The 21,997-nt window shown below is 55.6% G+C and carries 21 protein-coding genes and 2 pseudogenes; 9 read left to right on the top strand and 14 right to left on the bottom strand.

The window, feature by feature from the left end:
* The first annotated feature begins 42 nt into the window (after nt 1–42).
* Nucleotides 43–1,065, top strand: coding sequence for a 23S rRNA (adenine(1618)-N(6))-methyltransferase RlmF (gene rlmF, locus ACYASS_RS06225; protein WP_463585487.1), 1,023 nt, complete (start codon nt 43–45; stop codon nt 1,063–1,065).
* A gap of 190 nt (nt 1,066–1,255) precedes the next feature.
* On the opposite strand, the gene ACYASS_RS06220 is transcribed toward rlmF, so the two are convergent.
* Nucleotides 1,256–1,537 carry an HU family DNA-binding protein gene (locus tag ACYASS_RS06220; protein ID WP_027900723.1) on the bottom strand — a complete coding sequence of 94 codons (282 nt, stop codon included), beginning with the start codon at nt 1,535–1,537 and terminating at the stop codon, nt 1,256–1,258.
* Nucleotides 1,538–1,941: 404 nt separating this feature from the next.
* Between ACYASS_RS06220 and yejK the strand changes: the two genes are divergently transcribed.
* On the top strand, nt 1,942–2,943 hold the full coding sequence (yejK, locus tag ACYASS_RS06215) for a nucleoid-associated protein YejK (protein WP_463585486.1): 1,002 nt from the start codon (nt 1,942–1,944) through the stop codon (nt 2,941–2,943).
* Nucleotides 2,944–2,955: 12 nt separating this feature from the next.
* A complete protein-coding gene (locus ACYASS_RS06210) occupies nt 2,956–3,306 on the top strand; it encodes a glutaredoxin family protein (protein ID WP_243245526.1) in 351 nt (116 codons plus the stop codon).
* Nucleotides 3,307–3,399: 93 nt separating this feature from the next.
* Here ACYASS_RS06210 and ACYASS_RS06205 read toward each other — a convergent pair whose 3' ends face one another.
* From ACYASS_RS06205 to ACYASS_RS06190, 4 genes are all read right to left on the bottom strand, one after another.
* The gene (locus tag ACYASS_RS06205) at nt 3,400–4,332 is read right to left on the bottom strand and encodes a glutathione S-transferase family protein (protein ID WP_463585485.1); all 933 of its coding nucleotides are present in this window, start codon (nt 4,330–4,332) and stop codon (nt 3,400–3,402) included.
* Nucleotides 4,333–4,648: 316 nt separating this feature from the next.
* A complete protein-coding gene (locus tag ACYASS_RS06200; RefSeq protein WP_463585484.1) occupies nt 4,649–4,960 on the bottom strand; it encodes a GIY-YIG nuclease family protein in 312 nt (103 codons plus the stop codon).
* 44 nt (nt 4,961–5,004) lie between these two features.
* Nucleotides 5,005–5,490 (bottom strand): nuclear transport factor 2 family protein, encoded by a 486-nt coding sequence (locus tag ACYASS_RS06195; protein ID WP_463585483.1) that lies wholly within the window; start codon nt 5,488–5,490, stop codon nt 5,005–5,007.
* 86 nt (nt 5,491–5,576) lie between these two features.
* A complete protein-coding gene (locus ACYASS_RS06190) occupies nt 5,577–6,806 on the bottom strand; it encodes a CynX/NimT family MFS transporter (protein WP_463585482.1) in 1,230 nt (409 codons plus the stop codon).
* 574 nt (nt 6,807–7,380) lie between these two features.
* Here ACYASS_RS06190 and ACYASS_RS06185 point away from each other — a divergent pair.
* From ACYASS_RS06185 to ACYASS_RS06170, 4 genes and pseudogenes are all read left to right on the top strand, one after another.
* A pseudogene (locus tag ACYASS_RS06185) lies at nt 7,381–7,593 on the top strand (DUF6124 family protein); the annotation flags it as partial.
* 255 nt (nt 7,594–7,848) lie between these two features.
* Nucleotides 7,849–8,331, top strand: a complete 483-nt coding sequence (locus ACYASS_RS06180; RefSeq protein WP_463585481.1) for an Hcp family type VI secretion system effector — start codon at nt 7,849–7,851, stop codon at nt 8,329–8,331.
* Nucleotides 8,331–9,035, top strand: coding sequence for a DUF4225 domain-containing protein (locus tag ACYASS_RS06175; RefSeq protein WP_463585480.1), 705 nt, complete (start codon nt 8,331–8,333; stop codon nt 9,033–9,035). The genes ACYASS_RS06180 and ACYASS_RS06175 overlap by 1 nt, the downstream gene beginning before the upstream one ends.
* Before the next feature lie 674 nt (nt 9,036–9,709).
* Entirely contained in the window at nt 9,710–10,270 is a 561-nt protein-coding gene (locus ACYASS_RS06170) for a hypothetical protein (RefSeq protein ID WP_463585479.1), read from the top strand.
* A gap of 75 nt (nt 10,271–10,345) precedes the next feature.
* Here ACYASS_RS06170 and ACYASS_RS06165 read toward each other — a convergent pair whose 3' ends face one another.
* The 4 genes from ACYASS_RS06165 to ACYASS_RS06150 form a co-directional block, all read right to left on the bottom strand.
* Nucleotides 10,346–11,110 carry an amino acid ABC transporter ATP-binding protein gene (locus ACYASS_RS06165; RefSeq protein ID WP_027900712.1) on the bottom strand — a complete coding sequence of 255 codons (765 nt, stop codon included), beginning with the start codon at nt 11,108–11,110 and terminating at the stop codon, nt 10,346–10,348.
* A 10-nt stretch (nt 11,111–11,120) separates the two neighbouring features.
* Entirely contained in the window at nt 11,121–12,218 is a 1,098-nt protein-coding gene (locus ACYASS_RS06160) for an amino acid ABC transporter permease (protein ID WP_122666080.1), read from the bottom strand.
* A gap of 10 nt (nt 12,219–12,228) precedes the next feature.
* On the bottom strand, nt 12,229–13,410 hold the full coding sequence (locus ACYASS_RS06155) for an amino acid ABC transporter permease (RefSeq protein WP_087268992.1): 1,182 nt from the start codon (nt 13,408–13,410) through the stop codon (nt 12,229–12,231).
* A gap of 70 nt (nt 13,411–13,480) precedes the next feature.
* Complete coding sequence (locus ACYASS_RS06150) at nt 13,481–14,509, bottom strand: amino acid ABC transporter substrate-binding protein (protein WP_027900709.1); 1,029 nt, start codon at nt 14,507–14,509, stop codon at nt 13,481–13,483.
* A gap of 480 nt (nt 14,510–14,989) precedes the next feature.
* Here ACYASS_RS06150 and ACYASS_RS06145 point away from each other — a divergent pair, with 480 nt between their 5' ends.
* Both ACYASS_RS06145 and rhlB read left to right on the top strand, forming a co-directional pair.
* Nucleotides 14,990–15,646, top strand: a complete 657-nt coding sequence (locus ACYASS_RS06145; RefSeq protein ID WP_463585478.1) for an alpha/beta hydrolase — start codon at nt 14,990–14,992, stop codon at nt 15,644–15,646.
* A gap of 575 nt (nt 15,647–16,221) precedes the next feature.
* A pseudogene (gene rhlB, locus ACYASS_RS06140) lies at nt 16,222–17,502 on the top strand (ATP-dependent RNA helicase RhlB); the annotation flags it as partial.
* Between the two features lie 126 nt (nt 17,503–17,628).
* On the opposite strand, the gene moaE reads toward rhlB, so the two are convergent.
* The 5 genes from moaE to ACYASS_RS06115 all read right to left on the bottom strand — a co-directional run bounded on the left by moaE (nt 17,629) and on the right by ACYASS_RS06115 (nt 21,851).
* Nucleotides 17,629–18,078 carry a molybdopterin synthase catalytic subunit MoaE gene (gene moaE, locus ACYASS_RS06135; protein ID WP_463585477.1) on the bottom strand — a complete coding sequence of 150 codons (450 nt, stop codon included), beginning with the start codon at nt 18,076–18,078 and terminating at the stop codon, nt 17,629–17,631.
* Between the two features lie 2 nt (nt 18,079–18,080).
* On the bottom strand, nt 18,081–18,326 hold the full coding sequence (locus ACYASS_RS06130) for a MoaD/ThiS family protein (protein WP_463585476.1): 246 nt from the start codon (nt 18,324–18,326) through the stop codon (nt 18,081–18,083).
* Entirely contained in the window at nt 18,323–18,811 is a 489-nt protein-coding gene (moaC, locus tag ACYASS_RS06125) for a cyclic pyranopterin monophosphate synthase MoaC (protein WP_463585475.1), read from the bottom strand. Before moaC ends, ACYASS_RS06130 begins: the two co-directional genes overlap by 4 nt.
* A 177-nt stretch (nt 18,812–18,988) precedes the next feature.
* Nucleotides 18,989–20,383 carry a PhoH family protein gene (locus ACYASS_RS06120; RefSeq protein ID WP_122666088.1) on the bottom strand — a complete coding sequence of 465 codons (1,395 nt, stop codon included), beginning with the start codon at nt 20,381–20,383 and terminating at the stop codon, nt 18,989–18,991.
* Nucleotides 20,384–20,714: 331 nt separating this feature from the next.
* On the bottom strand, nt 20,715–21,851 hold the full coding sequence (locus ACYASS_RS06115; protein WP_463585474.1) for a polysaccharide deacetylase family protein: 1,137 nt from the start codon (nt 21,849–21,851) through the stop codon (nt 20,715–20,717).
* Between the last annotated feature and the right edge of the window lie 146 nt (nt 21,852–21,997).

Below are 21,997 nucleotides of genomic sequence, written 5' to 3'. Positions count from 1 at the left end.
TCACTCCTACAGGGTTTTGCGTTTCAACGAGACCTCATCGGCATGACCATCCCGAACACACCAAAACCACCCCGCAAAAAGCCCAAACCGGCGCAGCCAGGCAAACCAGCCGAGCCCCGTGAAAAAGCCACTTTGCACCCACGCAATCGCCATCAAGGCCATTACGACTTCCCCAAGCTGATTAAAAGCAGCCCGGAACTGGGTCAGTTTCTGATCACCAACCCGTATGGCAAGGAAAGCATCGACTTCGCCAACCCGGCCGCCGTACGCGTGTTCAACCGGGCGCTGCTCAAGTCGTTTTATGGCATTGCCCACTGGGATATCCCGGCAGACTATCTATGCCCGCCGATTCCTGGCCGTGCAGACTATCTGCACTTCCTCGCCGACCTGCTGGCTGAGCGCAACGAAGGCGTAATTCCTCGCGGCGCTTTGATCAAGGCGCTGGACGTCGGCACCGGTGCAAACTGCGTGTACCCACTGATCGGGCACGGCGACTATGGCTGGCAGTTCCTCGGCTCTGACATTGACCCAACAGCCATTTCTGCCGCCACTGCAATCATCAAGTCCAACAACCTGAGCAAGGCCATCAGCCTGCGTCAGCAAAGTAATCGCAAACAGATCCTGCTGGACCTGCTCAGCAGCGATGAGCGTTTCGACGTAAGCCTTTGCAACCCGCCCTTCCACTCGTCTCTGGAAGAAGCACAGCGCGGCAGTCAGCGTAAATGGCGGGCGTTGGGCAAGGCAGACCCGAAACGCAAACTGCCGGTGCTGAACTTCGGCGGGCAATCTCAGGAGTTGTGGTGTGAAGGCGGCGAAATCGGCTTCGTCACTCAACTGATCAAAGAAAGCACCCAAGCAGCGAAACAGGTGTTGTGGTTCAGCACGCTGGTTTCAAAGGCGTCGAACCTGCCGATGATTCAAAGCACGCTGAAGAAAGTCGGCGTGTTTGAAAGCCAGGTGGTCGAGATGGGCCAGGGCCAGAAGCAAAGCCGCTTCGTGGCGTGGACCTTTCATGACAAGGCCAGACAAGAGGCGTGGCGTCAGGAGCGCTGGGCGTTGAAATAAACAACCGCCACTCACCTGTGGGAGCGAATTTATTCGCGAAGACGGCGTTACTCACGATAGATATGCATTGAATGTACCGACCTCTTCGCGAATAAATTCGCTCCCACAGGCCCCGTATTTTCAATAGACAGACACAAAAAAGCCGTGCCCGGTTAACCGGTGCACGGCTTTTTCAACAGCAAGCGTGTGCTTACTTGTTGATCGAGTCGTTCAGCACTTTAGCTGGTACGAACTTGATGACTTTCTTGGCAGCGATTTCGATGGCAGCGCCAGTCGAAGGGTTACGGCCAGTGCGAGCTGGACGCTCGGCAACTTTCAGCTTGCCGATGCCCGGCAGAGTGATTTCAGCGCCGTTTTCCAGTTGGTCGGCAACAATCTGGCCCAATTGCTCAAGAGCATTACGCGCGGTGGTTTTTGGCGCGTCGATAGCTTCTGCGATATCGGCGATCAATTGGTCTTTAGTCAGAGCCATGGTGGTGTTCCTTCCCTATCAAATTCATTTGGATTGCAGAGTGCAGCATCGGCCTGGGGTCAGATCATGAACCCGACCCTCCAGTAGCAGCCACGATTAATCGCGAAATGTAGATACTGAAACCGGGCATTGGTTCGGCCCGAACGCACACAAACTGCGGTGCTTGGCGCGCTATGCTGCGCAAGACGGGGCAAAACTAGCACAGAGCCGAGCAAATATCCGCACTAACCTACCCGTTTGGACAGGATTCTGCCGAATCAGCCAAAAAAAACCGTTCAAACACCACCATGAGAGCTAAAACCAAGGGGTGCAGCCGCGTTTCGCGTCCGGGTGCGTTACACTGGCCGCCGTTAACCGAGCAGCGCCGCTCGTCAGTATCCCGCTCACAACCAGCCGAGAAATCCATGCCGATCCGTCATTGCATCGTCCACCTGATCGACAAGAAACCCGACGGTACGCCCGCAGTTCTCCACGCACGCGACTCCGAACTCGCTGAGTCCCAAGCCATCGAGAACATGCTGGCCGACCTCAACGAAAGCTATAACGCCAAACAAGGCAAGGCGTGGGGTTTTTTCCACGCTGAGTCAGGCGCGCATCCATTCAGCGGCTGGCTGAAGGAATACATGGACGGCGGCAAAGACTTCACCGCGTTCAGCCGGGTCGCAGTCGAACACCTGCAAAAGCTGATGGAAGAATCCAACCTGTCCGTGGGCGGCCACGTATTGTTTGCCCACTACCAACAAGGCATGACGGATTATCTGGTCATCGCCCTGCTGCACCACAGCGAAGGCGTCGCCGTGAGTGAAACCCTGGACGTTACACCGTCTCGCCATCTGGACCTGGGCCAACTGCACCTGGCAGCGCGGATCAACGTGTCAGAGTGGCAGAACAACAAAACGTCCAAGCAGTACATCTCGTTCATCAAGGGCAAGAACGGCAAGAAAGTCTCGGAATACTTCCGTGACTTCATTGGCTGCCAGGAAGGCGTTGACGGCCCTGGTGAAACCCGCACCTTGCTCAAAGCGTTCAGCGACTTCGTCGAGAGCGAAGACCTGCCCGAAGACTCTGCCCGCGAGAAAACCAAGACCCTGGTCGACTACGCCAGCAGCCAGAGCAAAATGGGTGAGCCCATGGGCCTGGAAGAACTCTCCGGCCTGATCGACGAAGAGCGCCCACGTGCGTTTTACGACCACATCCGTAACAAGGATTACGGCCTGTCACCAGAGATCCCGGCCGATAAGCGCACTCTTAACCAGTTCCGTCGCTTCACCGGCCGCGCGGAAGGCCTGTCGATCAGCTTTGAAGCGCACTTGTTGGGTGACAAGATCGAATACGACGAAGCCGCTGGCACCCTGATCATCAAAGGCCTGCCAACGCAGCTCACTGATCAGCTCAAGCGTCGCTGAGGACACTCGATCATGCTGATAGGTATCCTGAAGAAGTTCGCCCTGATCATGCTCGTCGTCGTGGTTTATCAGAACTGGGGCAAGATCGAGCACTTCTTCAATCCTTCGGACGCCGTTACCGCGCAAACCCAGGCGCAAGCCCGGGTGGTGATGTACGCGACCGAGTGGTGCGGCTACTGCAAACAGACGCGGCGCTTCCTCGACAGCAAAGGTATCCCGTTCAAGGAGTACGACATCGAGAAGTCAGATGAGGGACGCAAGGCCTACGAAGCGCTGGGTGGCCGCGGCATTCCGTTGATTGATGTGAATGGCACGATTATTCGGGGGTTTAGTGAAGAGGCGATATTGGCGGCTTTGAAATAAACTCGACCGGTAGGAGCTGCCGCAAGCTGCGAATCGCGGTATGTCAGACAGACCGCTTTCGCAGCCTTCGGCAGCTTCTACAGATAACGAACTTCAGTGCTTCTCGATCCGAAAACCAACCCGCGGGAAATGCACATGCACCACACCCGCCCGCTCGTCTTCACGACGCAGAATCAGCTCTTCGCGGCCACTGAACACCAACTCGCCTTCAACCGGATCAACCCCGTAATCAATCGCTGAAACGGTCACGTGATCTCCCGACTTGAAGCCATTGGGATCAGTGAACTGCTCATCCGGCAATGTGGCAGGCGTCGCGTTCAAGGCAATCTCAACCGCATCAGCCGAACTCAACTCGCTCGGTGCGCCATGGCCAAAACCCAACACGCGCCCTAACCACGCCGCCACTTCAGGGTAATCATCGACAAACGGCGCAGTCACAGGAGTTTGTTTGAGGAACCACAGGGTATGGGCAACCGAAAAGTCAGCAATCGACGGCACGCCAAACAGGAAGTCGCCATTGCGCTCCAACTGCAACTCCAGGCGCGTCATCAGCGTTGGCCATTGATGCTTGGCCTGCTCAACGGGCAGACGGGTTGCATTGCCACCCTGGAACAACGCAGCGCGATCAGCGACGAAGGCTTTCACCCCTTCAGGTGGCACCTTGGCAAAGCGCACGGCCAACGACTCAGGCTGGAAGACCAGACTCACCGCGTGCATGAACATGACCGAGTCCGCCCACGCCGCAAAGCTGGCAACCGTAAATTCCTGCCCGTCCGGAAAGAACGCAGGCGAGGCTTTCTCCTGTTCCAGACGGCGGGCCATCAGCGCTGTGTCGCAATAGATATCCGCGCCGATCTGCAGCACCGGAGTTTTGCGGTAGCCGCCAGTCAACGCGGTCAGGTCGGGTTTTGGCATGATCGAAGGGATACTGACGGAGCGCCAGGACAGGCCTTTGAACCCCAGCATCAAACGGGCTTTTTCGGCGAAAAGCGAAGTGGGGTAATGGTGCAGGATGATGTCGGTCATGGCTGGCTTTCCAACAGAAGGTAAGCCAGCAGCTTACCCGGCCAGAAGCACCGAGCCTACCCGACAACCCTGATGGCAGATCATCACAGCGAGTGATCGAAAACGCAGGCTCTTGTAGGAGCTGCCGCAGGCTGCGAACAACCATGTGTCAGACAACCGCTGTCGTAACATCCAACTGAAGTGCCTGAAAAGATATAAATCTGTAGGAGTGAGCTTGCTCGCGATAGCAGTGGGTCAGACACCCATTATTTATCTGATGCACTGCTATCGCGAGCAAGCTCACTCCTACAGATTACGTACGTCCGGAGAATTATGGTCAAGGCGCAGAGCAATACCCTGCCGCCAGACACTCCTTCGCACTCTTCCTCAGCTTCTTGATCAAGCGCTCCTGACGCAACGCCTCGCCCTTGCTCACACACCGCTCAACATAAACAAGCGCCACTGCCGGGCTGGAGTAAAAATAGCGTGCACCTTTGCCACTCTGATGGGCTGCGAAACGGCGCTGCGGATCGTCGCTGATGCCGCAGTACAAAGAACCATTTTCAGCGCGCACCAGGTACACGAACCAGGGTTTGCTGACCGCTGGTTCGGGTGTCTCGTTGACGGATGAGGACAAGGCTTCAGGCATGGCAACAGATCAAATAACGCGAAAGACGCGATTCTATCAGAGGCTCAACGCCCGGCCTGAAACGCTTTGAGGCCCTTCTGGGCCTGGGCGCGGATGGCGTTCTGCACAATCGGCGTCCAGCCGAGCAACAGGCCTTTGATGCCCAAAGCCTGTCGAGACCAGCGCCACAGGTCGAATTGATCGTGATGCTCCGCGATCTTGCCGTCGCGAAAGACGAAGCGCGCCTGGATATCGTTAACCACGGTGTTGCCCGTCTGACTGAACAGATAAGTAGCAACCCAATGTGCAGCGCCACTGCGCTCGTCAGCGCGCACGCAATCAAACGTCAGGGAGAAATCCTTGGCCCGTGACGTGAGCATGCGCCACATGTCGCTGGCCTGCTGGCCGCGCAGTTCGCCAAAGACAGGATCGCTGAACAGCACGTCATCTGTGTAGCAGGCGGCCATGGCTTCTGCGTCAAGGCGGTTGAAGGCCTCGTAGAAGCGGGTAATCAGCGCGTTATTGATCAGGCGTTTATCTTCGTCGCTCATGCATACAGGTCCATTGGAGCAAAAGGTGCCTGCACGATAAGCGGCATTTGGCCGCTTTACTACAGACATTCACCGGGCAAATTCTGCTACTCAACTTTTTCGCTGGTCACATCGACAAACAAGGCGCGCCCCGCGCCCATCCCCGCGATGACTGCACCCAGGCCCAGCACAGCGAATATCCAGCCGACGGCGTCCCAACTGCCGGTCATGTCATGCACGACACCTACGGCGAACGGCCCCATGGCCGCAATCGTGTAGCCGATGCCCTGAGCCATGCTCGACAGGTTGGAGGCCACATGCGAGTCACGCGAGCGCAGAACAATCAAGGCCAACGCGAGGCTGAACGTGCCGCCCTGCCCCACTCCCAGCAGAATGCCCCACGCCCACAAACCTTCCAGCGGCGCATAAAGACAGCCGAAAAGACCGGTCAAGGTCAGGATCATCACCAACAGAATTGGCAAACGCTGATCCTTGCCGCGCGTGGCGAGCCATGGGACGCTCAACGCACTGATGACCTGCACAATGATCGAACCTGACAGCAGCAGCCCCGCGTGTGTCGGCGACAGCCCGCGACCGATCAGGATCGAGGGCAGCCAGCCAAAAACAATGTACGACAGCGACGACTGCAACCCCATGTACAGCGTGACCTGCCACGCGAGGCGATCACGCAGCAGGCCTTTGACGCGATAGACCGCACGATTGCTGTCGTGCGCTTCGCGAGCCTGGGGAAACCAGACAATGGCGGCGATGACTGCAGGCACTAACCAGATACCAAGACCGATCGCCCAACTGTCATTGAAATACTGGCTGAGCGGCACCGTTGAGCCCGCCGCAATCGCCGCGCCCAGACACAACGCCATGGTGTAGACCCCCATCAGAGCGCCAGCTTGCCGAGGGAAGTCGCGCTTGACGATACCGGGCAACAAGACGCCGATAATGCCGATACTGGCACCAGCCAAGAGGCTACCGATGAACAGGCCGGGTTCGCCAAACAAGCTACGCAACGCCAGCCCGCCAGCGAGCGTCAGCAGAATCACCAGCACCACCCGCTCCGCACCAAAACGGCGCGCAAGCAATGGCGCAAGTGGCGCGAACAGCCCCAGACACAACACTGGCAACGTGGTCAGCAACCCGGCCTCGGCGGCGGACATGCCCAGGCTGTCAGACACATCATTGAGTAACGGCGCGATGCTTGAAAGCGCCGGGCGCAGGTTAAGCGCTACCAGCACCAGACCGAGCAAGAGCAGCCAGCGACTTTTAAGCAGTGAGGGTTGATCTTGCAGGGTCGTGCTCGCCGATGGCGCCTTGGTCGTCATTTCATTCTCGTGGGGGCAGGTGATGAAGCAGCGCAGAGCGCCAAAAAGGTGCATCGTGTTGGAGAATGCAGATGAATACAAGTTTCGCGGGGATTGAATACAGATCAAGCCTGTTGGAGCGAGGCTTGCTCGCGAACCACTTAATGAGGTCATTCAGGGATACCGGGTCTTCGTTCTTCGCGGGCAAGCCTCGCTCCAACAGGTCTACGCTTGACCGAACATCTGCGCAGCTCTGATTCTGCTTTACATGCATCTGCCGCAACACATTGCCAGACCTGATCCCTTCCCCCTGCCAGACCTTTCCGAGAAACTTGTCCCTCACTTGCGCCTGTAAATCCGGCTCACTAGGCTGCGTCGGTCGCTGCACATCAGCGATCGGGTTTAGTCGCCCGGACCAATAGGCGCACAGGTGCTCACCATTATGGTGGCTGTGCGCAGGGCATCTTCGGGTGCGCCGGTTTCTCCTATTGTCCGGTCGACTAACCTGCTGCACAGCCGCCACCCTTCGTTTAGTCGCGAAGCGTGCTGGCTCCGTATCCAATAGGAGTTGTACATGCTTAACACCAACACCGATTCAGCCGCCAAAACCATGGCCCATGCCGCCGACCTGCTGCGTTGCGCAGCGGCCACTGCCTATGAGTCCGCCGATCACTTGAGCGGCAGCAAACGCGACCTGGCGTTTTCGGTGGTGCACTTGATTGATATGGCGCGCGGGGCGGTTGAGAAATCCCTGCTCAGCACCGAGAAACCTTCGGCAACTCCTATCAAACAAAATATAACTACCTGATTTGGAATACTTTTTACTGTAGGAGTGAGCTTGCTCGCGATTGCGTAAGGTCGGGCAACAATTTATCGAAACAAAAATCGAATCGCGAGCAAGCTCACTCCTACAAGGTTCATGCTTGCTTCGCGGCAGCGTGGTATCAGAAACACCGGGCCGACGCTTACGCGCAACGTCCTTCAACAATCACAGAAACGCCCTACATAACCCTTGAACCCTCCTCCCTAAACTGATCGGCCATTTATTTCAGGACGATCAATCATGGCTCATCCCATTTACATGACCATCAAGGGCAAAGAACAGGGCGATATTTCCGCCGGCTGTTCAACCCCAGAGTCCATGGGTAACAAATGCCAGGAAGCACACCTGAACGAAATCATGGTGCTGTCCTATACGCACCAGATGGCCAACGTCGCCAACATCGACCGCGCCACGCACATGCCCGTCGTCATTACCAAGAACATCGACAAGTCATCACCTTTATTGGCACAGGCCTTGGCGCAACGGGAATCCGTCACCTGCAAGATCGATTTCTATCGCACCACGCCCAATGGCAGTCAGGAGAAGTTCTACAGCGTCGAGATCAAGGAAGCGGTCATCGAAAACCTGATTGTCCAGACACCTCACGTCACCCTCGATAACGACGCCGAACCCGTCGAACAACTGGCCATTCGTTATGGCGACATTAGCTGGACTCACCACGCAGCAGGTACTAGCGGTTACAGCTACTGGGGCGAGTCCTGATGGCAGAGCCTAAGTCGAATACGTCCGAGACCAAGCAGCTTAAACAGGCCGCTGTTGCGCTGACGAATCACGCTTGTACGTTGAGCATGCAGAATATTCAGGATGGGATGTTGCGGCTGCAATTTAATCGGGAAGTTGCGTATTACGCGCAGGGGATTGTTCGGGATGTTGAAGGTGGCAAAAAAAGTATTCTGGAGGGTTTAAAGGCATTCAGAGATAAACATACATTACTGACAAGCCACCAATGGACAGTCCTCTCTCAATCTGTAGGCCTAGTCGCAGGAGGGTTTCAGTTCGCAGGTGGAGTCGCAATATGTACTGCATCAGGTGGAGCCGCATGCGTGGGAGGTGCGTTCATGATTGCGCACGGCATGAACAACATCCACGAAAACACAGTTAACTTATGGCAGGGCAGGTCCGACACAGTGGGCGCAACTAGAATGATATACCGCAAGGCATCTGAATTTCAGGGTTACGGAAAAGCAGGAGGTGACGTTGCTTATGGAGTGATTGACATAGGCACCTCATTGTTAGGCGCATTCAGAAATACACTAAAACCAGACGCCTGGAGGTTATTTAATTATATGGACACTGACTACGCGAGAGCTTACAAATTCACATCAAAGTGGGTTCTTGGGTTTGATGCTGCGAGCGGGATCTTCACGTCTAGAGGCATTCACGACAGCCTAGAGCAAAACAATTGATTGAACTCACCTTATACATTATTTTCTTCGTTATCAGCACCCTCCTCTTCCTACCTTCAATTTGGGCGAAGCGCGCCTCATCTCGCATCGACTTCACTATTACTTCATATCGTATGTTTTTCACCTACAACATAGCGTTTATGATCATACATATCGGCATTTCCAGAACAGGAAACATACCACTAACCAACATCGAAGACGCTCCTTTCGTCGACTTATTCTCATTCATCATCGCGCTAGCATACGGGTACATGATGGCAAGCTTACGCAAGCCAGATAAACACCCAAAAAATACGCATGTATTCCATAAAGCGTTAGACGGAACCAAAATACCTCTAACCATAAATATAGATCGAATATTGTATTTTTTAAGGCTATCAATTTTCGTCTTATGCGGCGCAGGTTTTTACACAGCGGTTTTTAATTACATCCTTTCAGAGCTCATAACACTGGAGCCCCAGCAGTGGAGGATGGTTGGGTACGTCACCTACCCTATCTGCGTCGCACTAGGTATTTGGTGCGTACGTATTCACCATAGAAAACACGGACGCACGTTGTAGATAGAGAGCCATTCATATGAAACAACAGTGAGAAGAAGGTAACTTCATGATGCTATCGACGTAGAAGCCTCCGCCCGACTACATAAAAGCTCCAAAATACAGGTAACCTATTACATGAGCGAGACCATACACCCCGCAGCATTCATTACTCTGACTTTATTGCTTTACATACCGGCCCTTTGGGCAAGATTCTTATTAGACCTTGAGAGATTTTTCTTACTGAAGCTAGCTATTCTTGTCCTATACAACATTTTTATAATGATCACACTTAGAGATTTCATCAACGAAGGGGACATCCCTCTTCTTGGCGCAAACGACAGCGAAACATTAAAATCCTGGGCATCATTCATGGTCGTCGCACATGCTTTCACATTTATCCTTCCAAAAAAATTCAACCGCTGGCTAATGAAAGACAAGCCCCCTACTACGCTTTTTGTAGATATCGTACCCAAGCAAAATACCAAACCAACGAGAAGACAAAGGTTCTATGCCTTTGGAGTGTATTTGCAAATAATGTTTTTTTCGATTTTTTACACCCTCAAAATTCTGACGATGATTCTGTATTTTGCCCCACTCAACCCACTACCTCTTCTCATCACCGGAGTGCTGTTTTTTATATGCGTGAGAATAGGTTTCCAGGAAGATCGGAACAAAAAATTCACTCCCTATTTTTAATAATGAATGTGCTTTTTAACACCCATAAAAAAACCCGAACACACGTCCGGGTTTTTCAGTCCATCACTCAACCGATCAATGCAGGATCTGGCTCAGGAACAGACGCGTACGGTCACTTTGTGGATTGTCGAAGAAGTCGTTCGGCGCAGCCTGTTCGACGATTTCGCCTTTGTCCATGAAGATCACGCGGTTGGCCACGGTGCGGGCGAAGCCCATTTCGTGGGTTACGCAGAGCATGGTCATGCCTTCTTCTGCCAGACCAACCATGGTGTCCAGCACCTCTTTCACCATTTCCGGGTCGAGTGCCGAGGTCGGCTCGTCGAACAGCATGATTTTCGGCTTCATACACAGCGCACGGGCAATCGCCACACGCTGTTGCTGACCGCCGGAAAGCTGGCCCGGGAATTTATGCGCCTGCTCTGGAATGCGTACGCGCTCCAGGTAGTGCATGGCGATTTCTTCAGCCTTTTTCTTCGGCATCTTGCGCACCCACATCGGGGCCAGTGTGCAGTTCTGCAGAATGGTCAGGTGCGGGAACAGGTTGAAGTGCTGGAACACCATGCCGACTTCGCGGCGGATGGTTTCGATCTGCTTCAGGTCCGAAGTCAGCTCGGTGCCATCAACGATGATCTTGCCTTGCTGGTGCTCTTCCAGACGGTTCAGGCAACGAATGGTCGTGGATTTGCCCGAGCCCGACGGGCCGCACAAGACGATACGCTCGCCCTGACGCACGTTCAGGTTGATGTCCTTGAGCACGTGGAACTGGCCGTACCATTTATGGACGCCTTCCATCCGGATCATGCCTTCGGCGCCCAGAGGCTTGGTGATAACTTCACTCATGTCAAAACTCCTAACGCTTGTGGCCTGTGTCCAGCTTACGTTCCAAGTGCATGGAATAGCGGGACATACCGAAACAGAAGATCCAGAACACCAGGGCTGCGAAGACATAGCCCTCGGTGGCCATACCCAACCACGACGGGTCGGCGGTGGCTTGCTTGACGCTGTTGAGCAGGTCGAACAGGCCGATAATGATCACCAGACTGGTGTCTTTGAACAGGGCAATGAAGGTGTTGACGATGCCGGGGATAACCATCTTCAACGCCTGCGGCAGAATCACCAGGCCCATGCTGCGCCAGTAACCGAGGCCCATGGCCGCGGCAGCTTCGTACTGACCTTTAGGGATTGCCTGCATACCGCCCCGAACCACTTCAGCGATGTACGCCGACTGGAACAGGATCACGCCGATCAAGGCCCGCAGCAGTTTGTCGAAGTTCATCCCTTCCGGCATGAACAGCGGCAACATCACCGAGGACATGAACAGCACGGTGATCAACGGCACGCCGCGCCAGAACTCGATGAACGTTACACACACCACGCGCACTGCAGGCATGTTGGAACGACGACCCAGCGCCAGCAAAATACCCAATGGCAAAGCACCGGCAATACCAACGGTGGCGATCACCAGCGTCAGCATCAGACCGCCCCACTGGCTGGTGGCCACGTGGGTCAGACCGAACGCTCCGCCGCTCAGCAGATAGAACGCAACAATCGGGTAAATGATCAGGAAGCCAATCGCGTAAATCGCTTTACGTGGGAACTTCGAGATGAACAGCGGTGCCGCACCGACGATGGCCAGAATGGCGGTCAGGTCCACCCTCCAGCGCAGTTCGGTCGGGAAGTAGCCGTACATGAACTGGCCAAAACGCTGTTGGATAAATACCCAGCACGCGCCTTCCTTGGTGCAGTCAGCCCGTGTGGTACCGATCCAGTTGGCGTCCAGCAAAGCCCAACTGAGGATCGGCGGAACCACCAGGTAAATCAGGTACAGCGAGAACAAGGTCAGCAGCGTGTTGATCCAGCTGGAGAACAGGTTCTGGCGCATCCACGCCACAGGGCCGAACACTTTGCCCGGTGGTGGCATATCAGGTTTGAAAGTATGAGTCGTCATGCGCGTTTCCTCACCGCTCGATCAGCGCAATGCGCTTGTTGTACCAGTTCATCAGCAGGGAAATGCTGATACTGATCGCCAGGTACACGCTCATGGTGATGGCAATTACTTCGATGGCCTGACCGGTCTGGTTAAGCACGGTACCGGCGAACAGCGAAACCATTTCCGGATAACCAATAGCCGCCGCCAGCGAGGAGTTCTTCGCCAGGTTCAGGTATTGGCTGGTCAACGGCGGGATGATCACACGCAGTGCTTGCGGGATGATGACCTTGCGCAGCGTCGGCCCGGGGCGCAGGCCCAGCGAGCGAGCTGCTTCCGTCTGACCGTGGCTGACCGACTTGATACCCGAACGCACGATTTCAGCGATGAACGCTGCGGTATAAACCGTCAGTGCCAGGGTCAGAGAGATCAGTTCCGGAATCAACACCCAGCCGCCAACGAAGTTGAAGCCTCTGAGCTCTGGCACTTCCCAATGCACCGGTGCGCCAAAAATCAACATGCTCAAAGCCGGGATTGCCAGAAACAGCGCCAGGCCAGCCCAGAACTTGTGGAACGGCTCGCCAGTGGCTTCAAAGCGCTTGTTGGCCCAACGGGTCATCGCCACGATAGCGACGATGGCCACGATGATGCTGGTCACGAATGGCCACGCACCTTCAGCGGCAATGGCGCTCGGCATGTTCAAACCGCGGCTGCTGATAAAGAACATGTCGAAGTAACCATGCGCTTGCCTTGGACCCGGCAGGGTCAGGAACACAGCGGTGTACCAGAACAGGATCTGCAACAGCGGCGGGATGTTACGGAAGACTTCCACGTAGACAGTTGCCAGCTTGCTGATCATCCAGTTCGGTGACAAGCGTGCAACGCCGATGATGAAGCCCAGGATTGTGGCCAGGAAAATACCGATGACCGACACCAGCAGCGTATTAAGCAAGCCGATGACAAACACCCGGGCATAGCTGTCCGCTTCCGTGTAATCGATCAAATGCTGCGCAATGCCAAATCCGGCACTGCGTTCAAGAAATCCAAAACCCGAGGTAATACCACGGTGCTGGAGGTTGGTCTGGGTGTTGTCGAACATGAACCAGCCCAACGAGACCACCGCCAATACGGTGATGATCTGAAATAACCACGCGCGCACTTTTGGGTCGCTCAAAGAGAGCTTTTGCTTGGGTGCGACGATTTGCTTTTCCATGAAGTGCCCCAGGAAAAATGAAACAAAACGGCGCCCGACAGCCGGTGAAGGCTGGCGGGCGCCGGGTCAATCAACGAATTGGTGGAGCGTACTGGATGCCGCCGGCATTCCACAGAGCGTTCTGGCCGCGCTTGATTTTCAGCGGGGTGGATTCGCCCAGGTTGCGTTCAAACACTTCGCCGTAGTTACCGACTTGTTTAACGATCTGTACTACCCAGTCTTTCGGCAGTTTCAGGTCGGCACCGTAAGCGCCATCAGCACCCAGCATACGGGCAACGTCAGGGTTCTTGGTGGACTTGGCTTCAGCTTCAACGTTTTTCGAAGTCACTTTGGCTTCTTCGGCGTTGAGCATTGCGAACAGGGTCCATTTCACAATGGAGAACCACTCTTCGTCGCCTTTACGCACGACTGGGCCCAGAGGTTCTTTGGAGATAACTTCTGGCAGAACCACGTAGTCAGCCGGGCTGGCCAGTTTGCTGCGCTGTGCGTACAGCTGCGACTGGTCGGAGGTCAGCACGTCGCAACGGCCGCCTTCCAGGGACTTGGCGCTTTCGTCAGAGGTGTCGAAAGTGATCGGGGTGTATTTCAGACCGTTCGAACGGAAGTAGTCGGAAACGTTAAGCTCGGTGGTAGTACCAGCCTGGATACAGATGGTAGCGCCATCCAGTTCCTTGGCGGACTTGACGCCCAGCTTGTTGTTTACCAGGAAGCCGATGCCGTCGTAGTAAGTCACACCAGCGAATACCAGACCCATGCCCGAATCGCGGGAGCTGGTCCAGGTGGTGTTACGCGACAGAATGTCGATCTCGCCCGATTGCAGCGCGGTGAAACGCTCTTTGGCGTTCAGTTGGCTGAATTTTACTTTGGTGGCGTCACCGAAAACGGCAGCAGCAACAGCGCGGCATACGTCGGCGTCGATACCGGTGATCTTACCGGTAGCATCAGGAACGGAGAAACCTGGCAAACCGTCGCTCACACCGCACTGTACGAAGCCTTTCTTCTGAATGGCGTCCAGTGTTGCGCCCGCCTGAGCGAAACTGCTAACACCGAGTGCTGCTGCAGCGGCTACTACGGCCAGGGTGGATTTCAACATCTTCATTCAAACCTCCAGTTTTGCTCTTTGTTGTTTAGGCGCTTCAATCCCGTCGCACCCTTGTGAGGCATTGACAACCCGTGCTGGCTTATTTTTGGGTCATCCGACTTTAGGCCAGTTCATGAGCCGGGCGTGAGGTCATCTCATCGCTCGCATTCATGATCTTAGACGGCTTACAGGATTCAAGCCCCATGATGTTCCTGAACCAATCCGGTACAGGATGAACCGTGCCGCAAATCCTGATGCATGGACTCCGTGCTTGCCCCCGTTGCGTATCGGTAATAGCACAATAGTGTTACCGATCGAGGTAAGCGCTTCACTCCCCGGTTTTTTATAGCAAACGCCGTACCAGCATGGTGGCGATGTCGAATTAGCGACAGGTCAAGAGAAAAACTTGTAACCTTGCGACATCTTCTTTCATTTTTAACAACTCGCGCACCGCATTAACGCACTGCAAAAGAGCGAGCGCACCCGGATAGAGCACTCATGACTAACCCGCTGATTCTCGAACCTGTTAACACTTCAGACGCATGCGTCATCTGGCTGCATGGCCTGGGCGCAGATCGCTATGACTTCATGCCGGTGGCTGAAGCGCTTCAGGAATCGCTGCTGAGTACGCGGTTCATCCTGCCCCAAGCGCCGAGCCAGGCTGTGACTATCAACGGCGGCTATGAGATGCCGAGCTGGTACGACATCAGGGCTATGAGCCCCGCCCGCGCTATCGATCACGATCAACTGGAGGTTTCGGCGCAGACCGTTCTGGACCTCATCGAAGGGCAGCGCAACAGCGGAATCGACCCGGCGCGAATCTTCCTCGCCGGCTTTTCTCAAGGTGGCGCGGTGGTACTGCATACCGCTTTCAAACGCTGGCAAGGTCCATTGGGTGGAGTACTCGCCCTTTCTACTTATGCCCCGACATTCGGCGAGCAACTGCAACTTTCGGACAGTCAGAGACGCATCCCGGTGTATTGCTTGCATGGCACTTTCGACAATGTCGTGCAGAAATCCATGGGCATTGCCGCGTATGAGTGTTTAAAAGCGCAAGGCGTAACCGTGACATGGCAGGAATACCCAATGGAACACCAAGTGTTACCGGAGGAAATTTCTGACATCCGCGCCTGGCTGACCGACCAGCTCGGCTGATTGGGAGCTTGCAGGGCGCAAATCCCTAGGAGCGGCACGCTGCCTCACGGCAAACGGGACCTGTAGGAGCGCGCTTGCCCGCGATTCGGTTCATCAGTCGATGAATCTATCGCCTATGCTTACGCTATCGCGGGCAAGCGCGCTCCTACAGTAAAAAACACTCAAAATCAGATAGTTATTTGTTGTTTTATAAGACGCCGTTTGTTGGTGAGACGCAGGGCCTGCCTAGTCAGAGACTCCGCCCTCCCGGTTAAAGCCGGCCCCACAAATTTGGGCATATGTAGCCCGTTTGGCATGACACTACGCCGCGCCCGATTCTTGCTTTACACTGCTCGGCGTACATTCCTTAATCAATTGACGAGATGACCGTGCTCAAAGCACTTAAAAAGATGTTCGGAAAAAGCGAGGCTGAGCCGCTCGCCGCTGGCCCTGTTACTCCTTCCCCTGCCCCGCAAAGCAAGACTGAAGGCCACTCAAGGGATCATAGCGCTGCAGCCACAGCACCTGCCCGCACCCGCGCAGACGTTAAAGAGCCGAGTGCACAGGCTGAAACGGCGGATCAGGCCGTTGCTGCCAAACCCAAGCCTGAGCGTCCACGTCGCGAACGTGCGCCCAAGCCGGTTGTTACTCCCTGGAAACTGGAAGATTTCGTCGTCGAACCTCAGGAAGGCAAAACCCGCTTCCACGATTTCGCCCTCGCCCCGGAATTGATGCACGCGATTCAAGACCTCGGTTTCCCTTATTGCACGCCAATTCAGGCGCAGGTACTGGGTTTCACGCTCAAAGGGCAGGACGCCATCGGCCGTGCGCAGACCGGTACCGGTAAAACCGCCGCGTTCCTGATCTCGATCATCTCGCAACTGACCCAGACACCGCCGCCCAAAGAGCGTTACATGGGCGAGCCTCGCGCACTGATCATCGCCCCCACACGGGAACTGGTCGTGCAGATCGCCAAAGATGCTGCGGACCTGACCAAGTACACCGACCTGAACGTCATGACGTTTGTGGGCGGGATGGACTTCGACAAGCAGCTCAAGCAGCTTGAAGCGCGGCATTGCGACATTCTGGTTGCCACCCCTGGCCGTCTGCTGGACTTCAACCAGCGCGGCGAAGTGCATCTGGACATGGTCGAAGTGATGGTTCTGGACGAAGCCGACCGCATGCTCGACATGGGCTTCATCCCGCAGGTGCGCTCGATCATTCGTCAGACGCCACACAAAGGCGAACGGCAGACCCTGCTGTTTTCAGCGACCTTTACTGACGACGTGATGAACCTCGCCAAGCAATGGACAACCGAACCGGCCATCGTTGAAATCGAAGCCGAGAACGTCGCCAGCGAGAACGTCGAGCAGCACATTTACGCGGTCGCCGGTGCTGACAAATACAAGCTGCTTTACAACCTGGTCACCGATAACGGCTGGGAGCGCGTGATGGTCTTTGCCAACCGCAAGGACGAAGTGCGTCGCATCGAAGAACGTCTGGTACGTGATGGCGTGAACGCCGCGCAACTGTCAGGCGATGTGCCGCAACACAAACGCATCAAGACGCTGGAAGGCTTTCGCGAAGGCAAGATTCGCGTACTGGTTGCTACTGACGTCGCCGGTCGCGGGATTCACATCGACGGTATCAGTCATGTAATCAACTTCACCCTGCCGGAAGTGCCGGATGACTACGTACACCGCATAGGCCGTACAGGCCGTGCAGGCGCAGCAGGTGTGTCGATCAGCTTCGCCGGTGAAGACGACTCTTATCAATTGCCCGCGATTGAAGAGAAACTGGGTCGCAAGATCAGCTGCGAAACACCACCGACCGAGTTGTTGCGGGCAGTGGTGCGTAAGCCAGCACAGCCGGTTTAACAGCCTTGGCTGGACCTGTAGGAGTGAGCTTGCTCGCGATAGCGGTATATCTGCCAAGACTTTGTTGACTGATACACCGCTATCGCGAGCAAGCTCACTCCTACAGTTATTATTTCGGCTTCAGACTTACTTCCACCGCCCCGCCGCTGCTTTATCACTCGCCCGCCCCTCGACCCACTTCGGCCCTTCTGACGTGTTTTCCTTCTTCCAGAACGGCGCACGGGTCTTGAGGTAGTCCATGACAAAATCACAGGCCTCAAAAGCTGCCTGACGATGGGCACTGGCAACGCCGACAAACACAATCGGCTCACCCGGCTCCAATGCGCCAACCCGATGCAGCACTTCAAGCCTGAGCAACGGCCAGCGCTGTTCAGCCTCGATCACAATCTTGCCCAAGGCTTTTTCAGTCATGCCGGGATAGTGTTCCAGGAACATCCCCGACACTTCCCGCCCTTCGTTGAAATCCCGCACGTAGCCGACAAAACTCACCACCGCACCAACGCCAACATTGGCCGCGTGTAACGCGTTGACCTCGAAGCCTGGATCGAACTGTTCCGCCTGAACCCGAATCGCCATGATCAGCCCCCGGTCACGGTGGGGAAAAACGCCACTTCGTCACCCGCCTCCAGCGGCTCATCCAGCTGACACAGTTCCTGATTGCGAGCGCACATCAGGTTCTGCTCGGCCAATACCAGCCAAATCCCACCGCGCTCAAGCAAATGCAGACGCAGTGAATCAATACTGGCGAACTCGCCGTCGACCTGCTCGCTGTCGATACCCAGGGTTTCCCGGTAACGGGCGAAATACTGGACGGTGATGCTCATGACACCTCCGATGCCGTGTCGTCGGCAATGAAGTGACCGCTTTTTCCGCCAAGCTTTTCCAGCAAACGTACGTTCTCAATGACCATGCCGCGATCAACCGCCTTGCACATGTCATAGATGGTCAGCGCAGCGACGCTGGCAGCGGTCAGCGCCTCCATTTCCACACCGGTCTGCCCGGCCAGCTTGCAGCGGGCGACGATGCGCACAGCGTCTTCACCTTCGGCGCTGAGCTCCACCTTGATGCTGGTCAGCATCAACGGGTGGCACAGCGGGATCAGATCACTGGTCTTCTTCGCCGCCTGAATACCGGCGATGCGCGCCACGGCGAACACATCCCCTTTGGGATGCCCACCGCTGACGATCATCTGCAGGGTTTCGGGCAGCATACGGATTAATGCTTCGGCCACTGCCTCACGGGACGTCACGGCTTTATCAGTGACGTCGACCATATTGGCGCGACCTTGGGAATCGAGATGAGTGAGCACAGCGTTACTCCTGAACAGGAGCGGGGATTGTAAACCTAAACAAAGCAACCGACAGGGCATGAAACAATTGTGGGAGCGGATTCATCCGCGAAGAGGCTATCCCAACCGACACATTTATGTGCCTGAAACGGCCTCTACGCGAATGAATTCGCTCCCACGGGTGGGGATCTTCAATGCTTACAAATGCGACTCCGCATATTCAGCCAGGATTGAGCGTGGCACGCCTTGCAGGGAGATGTGCACGCCGTTCGGGAAGTCTTTGAAGCGCTCCGTGAGGTAGGTCAGCCCGGAACTGGTGGCCGACAGGTAAGGAGTATCGATCTGTGCAAGGTTGCCCAGACAGACCACTTTTGAACCAGCGCCGGCACGGGTGATGATGGTTTTCATCTGGTGCGGGGTCAGGTTCTGGCATTCATCGATCAAAATCAGGCTTTGCTGGAAGCTGCGACCCCGTATGTAGTTGAGGGATTTGAACTGCAACGGCACTTTGCTGAGGATGTAATCGACGCTGCCATGGGTGTTCTCGTCATCCATATGCAGCGCTTCAAGGTTGTCGGTAATGGCGCCCAGCCAAGGCTCCATTTTTTCCGCTTCAGTGCCCGGCAGGAAGCCGATTTCCTGGTCAAGACCCTGCACACTCCGCGTGGCGATGATGCGCCGATAACGCTTGCTGACCATGGTCTGCTCAATCGCAGCGGCCAGCGCCAGGATGGTTTTACCCGAACCGGCAGCGCCAGACAGGTTGACCAGATGAATATCCGGGTCAAGCAAGGCAAACAATGCCAGCCCCTGATAGATATCGCGCGGTTTGAGGCCCCAGGCCTCCTGATGCAGCAATGGCTCCTGGTGCATGTCCAGAATCATCAGCTCGTCGGCCTTGACGCCTTTGACCCAGCCGACAAAACCCTGCTCGTCGATGATGAACTCGTTGATATGAACAGCGGGCAGTTGCTCAGCAAGCTGCACGCGGTGCCAGGTACGGCCGTGATCCTGACGGGTGTCGACCTTGCTGACCCGGTCCCAGAATGAGCCAGTCACGTTGTGGTAACCACGGGACAGCATCGACACGTCGTCGACCAGTTGGTCGGTGCTGTAGTCTTCGGCCGCAATACCACAGGCTCGCGCCTTGAGCCGCATGTTGATGTCTTTGGTGACCAGCACAAGACGCAAGTCCTTGTCGCGCGCATGCAGGTCGATCAATTGATTGATGATGATGTTGTCGTTCAGGTGTTCAGGCAGAAGGCTATTGGGCTCCTCGCGCTTGCTCATCATGATTGACAGAAAGCCTTTAAACACGCCGGTGCCACGGTCGATCGGTACACCCTTCTCGACTTCCTCAGGCGTGGCTTCGCCCAGTGTTTTGTCGATCAGGCGGATGGCTTGACGGCATTCGGCAGCGACCGAATGTTTACCGGCTTTGAGCTTGTCCAGCTCTTCCAGCACGGTCATGGGGATGGCGACGCGGTGTTCTTCGAAGTTCAGCAGGGCATTTGGATCGTGAATCAGTACGTTGGTATCGAGCACGTAAAGGATTGGCTGGTTAGAAGAAGGGGTGCGTCCGTGATCATCCATACTCGCTCACCTTTATAAAAGCCAGGCGACGCAGATTACTCAAACTGCGCCACGAAAAGGCCGCCGGGCTCTCTCCTTAAGGCAGGAGAGAATTGCTCAAGATGGAGTCTTGGAGGACGCCACCTGTGTTGCAGGTTTCGGCGGTCTGATAGTGGTAATACCGCAAAACCCATGACAGAAAAAAGCTCTTTGACACTTTTTTGAAGTTTATTTCACAGTATGACGAATAGCCCTTGGCGACCTGCGCCAGCCCGTTTACAGTCGGAAGTCCGCCCCACCCGAAATCCTCCGAAAATTCGCACACCGCCTGCTCTGAAATCAACGCAACCCCTTATTCTGCGGGCCTTTCAGGGATATTGTGACAATCATCCCAAATCAACTCGCTTTGCGCGGTGCTTGCCATCAACAACGGTACTGCTGACTGCACCCGGGCACTGGCGTCATGAAACACCACTGTCCCGCGCCGCCACAGCAACATCAGGCTCACCACCCGGTCGGTGATTTGCTCGGACGTCAGGCGGCCGTTGCTGTCTTGTGCGTCGATGTTCCACAACGACACCCGCAGATTCTGATCGCGGAAGAACTGCCCGCTGTCAGCGCGGCGATGGCCATACGGCGGACGAAACAGCGGGATGAAGTTGTCGGGTAACAGCTGCTGAGTCAGGGCTTCACTACGCAGCACAGAGCTTTGCCATTCCAGCCACTGGCTATGGGAGCGATACTCCCAGCCTTGAATGCCCACACACTGCAGACGGTACAAAGACTGCAAGGCGGTGCCCGTAGTGGCGGCCAGACGGTCTTGCAGGTTTTTGCCCAACACAAAGAACGTCGCGTTCATTTTTTGCTGGCGCATGAAATCAGCCAGCCAGTCGGTGCCGCCGTCAGCGCCGGTGGGACCACTTTCGAAATTAAGCTGGAAAGTACGATCCGGCATGTTATCGCCGCTCAGCTCATCAGAGTTATAAAGGGCGATTTCACTGCTGGTTTGTGGAAACAGCGCTGCCAGATACATCAGCTCATTGAGATAGCGCTCATTAAAGGTCGCGCTGGGCGCAGCCCAGTTGGCGTAGAAAGAATCACTGGCGATGGTGAACTCGCCCGCACGCTGACGCAGTTGATCCATGTCTTCGACCAGCACGCAGAACGATGCATCCTGAGGGCAGCTCTGCTGCGCATTCTGGTAACCCTCCAGCAAGCGGTTCCAGAGGCGCTGCCGCAGCAGGTTCAATGACGGCACATTGATGTATCTGAGCCCCAGGCGGCGCTTGAGGGTCTCCTCATCCAGCTGCTCGCTGAGCCAAAGCTCATGGGCAAAGCCGAGGATCTGCGCGCGTGAAGCGACATCGAAAAGGTCAGGCGACTCCAGCCGTTCCGGCCAGAGACTGCGGTCGATAGTCGCCACCGGCGGCACCGCCGCATTGGCCTGCACCCAGAACAGACACGCGCAAACTGCTAGAAACTTACGCAACACCAATCGCTCCCTGAACATGAACCCGGATTAGCGCCGCACTATAGCTGATATGAGTAGAGTGGCTGATATCCAGGCCGATACAAATGCGTCCGCGCGCCCTTGAAACGGCGCTGTCCGGTAGGAGCGAACCTGTTCGCGAGGCG

The sequence above is a fragment of the Pseudomonas sp. HP_14 genome, from assembly GCF_055283875.1.
Note: the sequence above shows the minus strand (reverse complement) of the source record. Positions and strands in the feature narration are given on the sequence as shown.